This window comes from Bradyrhizobium sp. ORS 375, from assembly GCF_000239775.1.
Classification (GTDB): domain Bacteria; phylum Pseudomonadota; class Alphaproteobacteria; order Rhizobiales; family Xanthobacteraceae; genus Bradyrhizobium.
Map to the genome: position 1 here is coordinate 1 of NZ_CAFI01000099.1, position 6,745 is coordinate 6,745.

Below are 6,745 nucleotides of genomic sequence, written 5' to 3' on the forward strand. Positions count from 1 at the left end.
AACTACTGGGCGCTGTACATCTACCTCGCCATCGTCACCGCCTCCGCCTTCGCGCTGGCGCGCGTGCGGCTGTGGCGCTGGCTGGCGATGACCACGATCGGGCTGTCGTTCCTGTGGACCCTGCCCGGCCTCGACGCCGGCGTCGAGACGGTGGCGCCCCACGTCTTCCACGTGGTCGCGGGCTTTGCGCTGGCCGCACTGATCGTCGTCTGCGGCTTCCTGTTCGGCCCCGCGGCAGACAATGACGAGGTCGAGCCGATCTCGTCGGCGAGCCTCCCCGTCTACCTGCTCGGTGCGATGCTGGTCGTGCTCGCGAGCTTCCATGACGGGCTGGCGCTGATCGGCTTCACGGTGCTGATCGCGGCCACGCTCGCCGTCGCCTGGCGCGCGCCGAGCGCGACCGGCGCGGTCGCGGCTGCGGCCGGCACCGTGTTCCTGGTGTTCGCCGAATGGGCGCTGCGCGACAATCCGGACCTGCTGGTGCTGCCCGGCGGCGCGCTGCCGGGCATGGGGCCGACCCCGCTCGGCGCCTCCGTCACGTCGCATCTGGTGACGGCGGCGATCTTCGCGCTCGGCTTCGGCGGCGCCGGCTTCCTGGCGCAGGGGCGCTCGGAGAACGCCGCGGTGCCGGTGGTGTGGTCGGCGGCCGGCGTGTTCACGCCGATCGCATTGCTGGTCGCGCTGTATGCGCGCATCGCCCATCTCGACCGCTCGATCCCGTTCGCGATCCTCGCCGTGATTCTGGCGGCGGCGTTCGCCGTCGCCACCGAGGCGCTGACCCGGCGCGAGGAGCGTCCGGGCCTGTCGGCCTCGATCGCGCTGTTCGCGACCGGCACGCTCGCTGCTCTCGCGCTGGCGCTGACCTTTGCGCTGGAGAAGGGCTGGCTGACGATCGCGCTGGCGCTGATGTCGCTCGGCACCGCCTGGATCTTCGAGAAGCGGCCGATTCCGTTCCTGCGCAGCCTGGCTGCGATTTTCGCCGCGCTGGTGGTGCTGCGCATCGACTATGATCCGCGCATCGTCGGCGCCGACGTCGGCACCACGCCAATCCTGAACTGGCTGCTGTGGGGATATGGCGTGCCGGCGGCATCGTTCTGGGGCGCGAGCTATTTGATGCGCCGCTATGGCGACGACGCGCCCTTGCGCGCGGTCGAAGCCGCCGCCATCCTGTTCACGACGCTGCTGGCGTTCCTGGAGATCCGCCACGCCGTCAATGGCGGCGACATGCTGGCCGTGCCATCGCTCGCCGAGATCGGTCTCGACGTCTGCGTCGCGCTGGCGCTCGCCATCGGGCTGGAGCGGCTGCGCGAGCGGAGCGGCAGCCTCGTGCACAATATCAGCGCCGTGATCCTCACCGGCTTCGCCGGCGGCGCCACCGTGCTCGGGCTGTTGCTGTTCGAGAACCCGATGGTCTCGGACGACGCGATCAGGGGCGGCGTGCTCAACATCCTGATCCTGGCCTACGCCTTCCCCGCGCTGCTGCTGCTGCTGTTGTCCTACGCGGTGGCGGGCCGCCGTCCTGTCGCCTATGGCAACACGCTCGCCGCCGGCGCGCTGATCATGGCGCTGTCCTATGTCAGCCTGGAGATCCGCCGCATCTATCACGGCCCCGTTCTGACCAGCGGCGTCACCAGCGCGGCCGAGCAGTACACCTACTCGATCGCGTGGCTGGCCTTCGGCGTCTTGCTGCTTGGCATCGGCGTCATCGTGTCGTCGCAGCGCGCGCGGCTCGCGTCGGCGATCGTGATCGCCCTGACCATCCTGAAGGCCTTCCTGGTCGACATGTCGGCGCTGACCGGCGTGTGGCGCGCGCTGTCGTTCATTGGCCTCGGCCTGGTGCTGGTGGCGATCGGCTGGCTGTATCAGAAGGTGCTGTTCCGGCGGCAGCAGCAGGCACCCCCTGCTGCGCCGGCGGCGTGATCGTCAGGCTGCGCGCACCGATTGCAGGAACGAGGCGACCTCGCGCTTCAAGCGGTCGCTGTCGGTCGCCAGCGATTGCGCCGCCTGCAGCACATGCGCGGACGCCTGGCCGGTCTCCGACGCGCCGCGCTGGACGTCGACGACGTTGGAGGAGACCTCCTGCGTTCCCTGCGAGGCCTGCTGGACGTTGCGCGAAATCTCCTGCGTCGCCGCGCCCTGCTCTTCCACCGCCGCGGCGATGGCGGACGAGATCTCCGACAGTCGCTCGATCGTCGTGGAGATCGCGCGGATGGCGCCGACCGATTCCTGCGTCGCCGCCTGGATGCCCGAGACCTGCTGGCCGATCTCGTCGGTCGCTTTGGCGGTCTGCTCGGCGAGCGCCTTCACCTCGGAGGCGACGACCGCAAAGCCGCGACCCGCTTCGCCAGCGCGTGCCGCCTCGATGGTCGCATTCAGCGCCAGGAGGTTGGTCTGGCCGGCGATCGTATTGATCAGCTCGACGACGTCGCCGATGCGCGCCGCCGCCTTGCTCAGCTCGCTGACGCGATCATTGGTCATGCGCGCCTGGTCCACTGCCTCGGTGGCCATGCGGGCCGATTCCTGCACCTGGCGGCTGATCTCGGTGATCGACGACGACAGCTCCTCCGTGGCGGACGCGACCGACTGCACGTTGGTGGAGGCCTCCTCCGACGCGGCCGCGACGGCCGTCGAGATTTCCTGGGAGCGGGTGGCCGTCGAGGACAAGGCGCCGGCCGAATGCTCGAGCTCGGTCGAGGCCGACGACACGGTCTGCACGATCTCGCCGATGGTGGCTTCGAACTGGCGCGTGATGTTGTCGACGCGGCGGCCACGCTCGATCTTGGCCTCGGCGTCGGCAGCCGCGCGCTCGTCGGCTTCCTTCTTCGCGATCAGCGCTTCCTTGAACACCTGCAGGGTATCGGCCATGGCGCCGATCTCGGTCGGCTCGCCGCGATGCGTGACCTCGGCGTTGAGGTCGCCCTTGGCGAGCTCCTGCATCGGCTTGATGATCGAGGCGATGCCCGACGAAACGTTCTGTACCAGATAGTAGCCGACCGCGACGCCCGCGATGACGGCCGCGGCGATGATCGACACAACCAGCCAGATCGCACGCGAGAAGCTCTCCGCCGCCTGGCGGGTGGCGTTGTCGGCACCCTTGTTGTTCAACTCGATGTCCTGGATGAAATATTTGTCGGCATCGCGCGCGATGGCTGCTGCAGACTTTTCCAGCAACTCGGTTGCCTCGCGCGGAAGCCTGCCCACGCTCTTGTTGGATTCGTCCATCACCTGCTTGATCGCGACGACGTACTTCTCCCAGGCCTGCACCCAGTTGTTGTAGATGGCGCGCTCCTCCGCCGAGCCGATCATCGGCTCGTAGGTCTTGCGATCCTTGTTGATGGTCTCGAGGATGCCGTTGACCCGCTTCTCGCCGGCCTGCTTGGCCTCGGCGGTCTCCGCCATGACGTGGGCACGCAGCGCAATGCGCAGCAGATTGATGTCGGCGCGCAGCTCGCCGATCGCGCGCACGCTCGGCAGCCAGTTGGTCGCGATGTCGACCGTGTTCGCGTTGATCGACTGCATGCTTGCGACAGCAAGTGCGCCAAGCCCGCACATGGCAACGAGCAAAAATGCGATGACCGAGATGATCTTCTTACGAATGGACATTCTGGACACGGATGACCCCAGCTGACTATGCGGTTCGCCACTCTTCCAGCGTCACGGACGGCCTGAACGTTCAGGACAGCGCTGCGCTGCGCGGCGTCGATGTCAGGACTCCGATACAACCGAAGTCGGAGTTCGGCGCTGACAATGCCATTGGGAGGGAAATCGGCTTATCGAAGGTTAATTCCGCCCCCGTAAGACTACCGACAATGCATGTAAAATGCTCACCGTCGCGGCTGGCGCGGTGTTATGAAACCGGCCTCCATGGGCCGGACAGTGTTGAGCCGCGCAAAGGCGTCGCGTTATGTGCAACACCCTGCCCCTGGCCAAGGGGCTTTTTCAACCTCTGGTATGCCAGTCGCTCATTTAAGGCCGTGTAAACAACACAACCTGCGCTAGCATTTCGACTACGGGAAAACAGACGGCGAAATCCACCATCTCGCGCGAGAGGGTGTTACCGCGACCGAGAGCACAACAGCTTACCTATCGATCGGCCACGCGCTCGGGATGTCCGCCCTGCCGTCAGTCTGGCCAAGAGGCGGCGGCCGATGCCAGACCGGCACCGGCTGATCGCGCGACACGTGCCTGTTGCGGAATTCGAGCGCTCCGCGATCAAGGCCGCAGCGATGACTTCAGAGGCAGGGGATACGGCTGGCCGCAGCAAATTGAAACTGCGGCTTGGGCCGATAGCGACTCAGATCATCCCCCGACGATCCGAGCTAGCTGATGGCTTCCGAGACCAGACGGATCCGGAACACCGGCTGCTTGGCTTCATCGAGCAGCTCCATCTGCCACTCGGTGCCCTGTTGCAGCGTCTTCGAGATGCCGCCGATGAGGTCCGAGCAGACGGCGGTCAACTCGTTCCAGGCGGATTCCCGGTTGGCGAACTCATAAGGCTGATCAGCAGCGCCGGAGTAACGACCCTGGCTGATCCGAAAGAAGTAAAGCGACATTACCGACCCTTTCTATTGGGCCACCCCCCTGGTCGCACACTGCTTGGGAGTCGCTACCGAGGCATGAATTTAGGCAACCGTACGACTACGGCGCAATGACCGCTACTGTGCGGTCCGCTCGGAAATATTGCTGTATGTTAATGGCAGCCGGTTTTTCAATCGTCGGTGAACTAACAACTAATCGGTCGAGCGACGCAACTCCGGCGCGGCATCGGCCTTCGAGTTCTCGGATTTGGCGGTATCGGCCTTGGTGTTCTCGGACTTGGTGTTCTCGGACTTGGCGTTCTCGGACTTGGAGACTTCGAGCCTGCCGTGATCGGCCTTCGCGGTTTCCGTCTTGACCGCCTCTACCTTGCTGCGCTCCACCCGCGGGGTCTCGACCCGCGCGGCCACCTCGGTGTGCGCCGGATCGGCCGCCACGGCGGCACGCGCCGAGCGCGGACGGGCGACGGCCCGGGCCATCAGCATCGTGGCGCCGCCCTGGTGCTGGAAGTCGCAATAGGCAAAGGCGCCGAGGCCGGAGACCGAGCCGCGGAAGCTGCGCTCATCCTTCTTGTCGAGATTGAAGCACGGCTCGAACGGCATGCCCTTGATCGAGGCGCAGACGTTCTGGCCGCGGATCTGCAGCGTGTTGCCGGGCAGGCGGATGTGACGCACCGGGCCGGAGCCGGAGAACTGCACTGCACCGGCGGCGCCCATGTCGTCGAGAATGCGGCCGGCGCCGCGGGTGCCGTCGACGCAGGTGAAGGCGAACACCTTGCCGGCCACGAATTTGCGGGCCTCGTCAGCCGTCATGGATCCCGCGATCGCGGGCGCGACCATGGCACCGGCAGTGACGGTCCCCAGCAAAAAACGCGCGAGCATGCTTCCAACTCCCACTAAACCCCACGCAGCGGGTAAGGCGGTATCTTTACCCCATGCTTACCATACCAACCATGGCGACAATGGAGCATTATGGTTTGAAAAGTCTGAACATCCTCAGGATATTCTTACCACCGTGCGGCCGCGGACCTGGCCGGCGAGGATCTGCGGACCCAGCGCGGCGACCTCATCCAGGGCGATTTCGTGAGTAATTTCAGCCAGTTTTGACCGATCCAAATCGGTTGCAAGGCGCGCCCAGGCGGCCTTGCGTGCGGGCAGCGGGCACATCACCGAATCGATGCCGAGCAGGCACACGCCGCGCAAAATGAACGGGGCGACCGAGGACGGCAGGTCCATGCCGGCGGCCAGGCCGCAGGCGGCGATGGCGCCGCCATACTTCGTCATCGACAGCAGGTTGGCGAGCGTGTTGGAGCCGACGCTGTCGACGCCGCCCGCCCAGCGCTCCTTCGCCAGCGGCTTGGCCGGCCCGGACAGCTCATTGCGGTCGATGACCTCAGTGGCGCCGAGCGACTTGAGATAGTCGGCCTCGGCGAGGCGCCCGGTCGAGGCGATCACCTGATAGCCGAGCTTGGCCAGCACAGCCGTGGCCACGGAGCCGACGCCGCCAGCAGCGCCGGTCACCACCACCGGACCGCTGGCCGGCGTGACGCCATGCTTCTCCAGCGCAAGCACCGCGAGCATCGCCGTGAAGCCGGCGGTGCCGATCGCCATCGCGTCGCGGGCGGAGAGGCCGTGCGGCAGGGCGACCAGCCAGTCGCCCTTCACCCGGGCCTTCTCGGCATAGGCGCCGAGATGCGTCTCGCCCATGCCCCAGCCGGTGCAGATCACGGCGTCGCCTGGCTTCCAGCCAGGATGGCTGGACTGCTCGACCGTGCCGGCGAAATCGATGCCGGCGATCATCGGGAAGCGGCGAACCACCGGCGCCTTGCCGGTCAGCGCCAGCCCGTCCTTGTAGTTCAGGGTCGACCACTCGACCTTCACCGTGACGTCGCCGTCCATCAGCTCGGCCTCGTCGAACTGTGTCAGGGCAGCAATGGTCCCCTTGTCGGCCTTGTCGATCCGGATCGCCTTGAACGTTCCCACAGCGGCACTCCCTGCGCTTTCTTCGGTTTCAGGCCATGTTTAGCCGAACAGACCGGCGGCGCAACTCAGGTGGCCGGAACGGCGCGCGCCACCGGCTTCTCGACGATCGGCAGGTTGATCAGCGCCGAGAGCACGCCGAACAGGATCGAGAGCCACCAGATCGGCGTATACGAGCCGTAGCGCTCGAACACGATGCCGCCGAGCCAGACGCCGAGGAAGCCGCCGAC

General features: G+C 66.4%; 5 protein-coding genes and 1 pseudogene. 1 reads left to right on the forward strand and 5 read right to left on the reverse strand.

Features of this window, described 5'->3' with window-relative positions; genetic code table 11:
- Positions 1 to 1,920, forward strand: a 1,920-nt coding sequence (locus BRAO375_RS08595) for a DUF2339 domain-containing protein (RefSeq protein ID WP_035639627.1), incomplete at its 5' end; no start/stop codon positions are given.
- Positions 1,921 to 1,923: 3 nt separating this feature from the next.
- Here BRAO375_RS08595 and BRAO375_RS08600 read toward each other — a convergent pair.
- From BRAO375_RS08600 to BRAO375_RS37295, 5 genes and pseudogenes are all read right to left on the reverse strand, one after another.
- A complete protein-coding gene (locus tag BRAO375_RS08600) occupies positions 1,924 to 3,612 on the reverse strand; it encodes a methyl-accepting chemotaxis protein (RefSeq protein ID WP_035639630.1) in 1,689 nt (562 codons plus the stop codon).
- A gap of 707 nt (positions 3,613 to 4,319) precedes the next feature.
- Positions 4,320 to 4,553 (reverse strand): DUF6894 family protein, encoded by a 234-nt coding sequence (locus BRAO375_RS08605; RefSeq protein ID WP_009027073.1) that lies wholly within the window; start codon positions 4,551 to 4,553, stop codon positions 4,320 to 4,322.
- Positions 4,554 to 4,730: 177 nt separating this feature from the next.
- Positions 4,731 to 5,417, reverse strand: coding sequence for a hypothetical protein (locus BRAO375_RS08610; protein WP_035639632.1), 687 nt, complete (start codon positions 5,415 to 5,417; stop codon positions 4,731 to 4,733).
- A 114-nt stretch (positions 5,418 to 5,531) separates the two neighbouring features.
- A complete protein-coding gene (gene acuI / locus BRAO375_RS08615; protein WP_009027075.1) occupies positions 5,532 to 6,518 on the reverse strand; it encodes an acrylyl-CoA reductase (NADPH) in 987 nt (328 codons plus the stop codon).
- A gap of 65 nt (positions 6,519 to 6,583) precedes the next feature.
- Positions 6,584 to 6,745: pseudogene (locus BRAO375_RS37295) on the reverse strand (MFS transporter); the annotation flags it as partial.

Bases quoted from the DNA above. Each gene is read 5' to 3' on its own strand.
- BRAO375_RS08610 (WP_035639632.1), bottom strand. From the start codon at position 5,417: ATGCTCGCGCGTTTTTTGCTGGGGACCGTCACTGCCGGTGCCATGGTC.
- BRAO375_RS08605 (WP_009027073.1), bottom strand. From the start codon at position 4,553: ATGTCGCTTTACTTCTTTCGGATCAGCCAGGGTCGTTACTCCGGCGCT.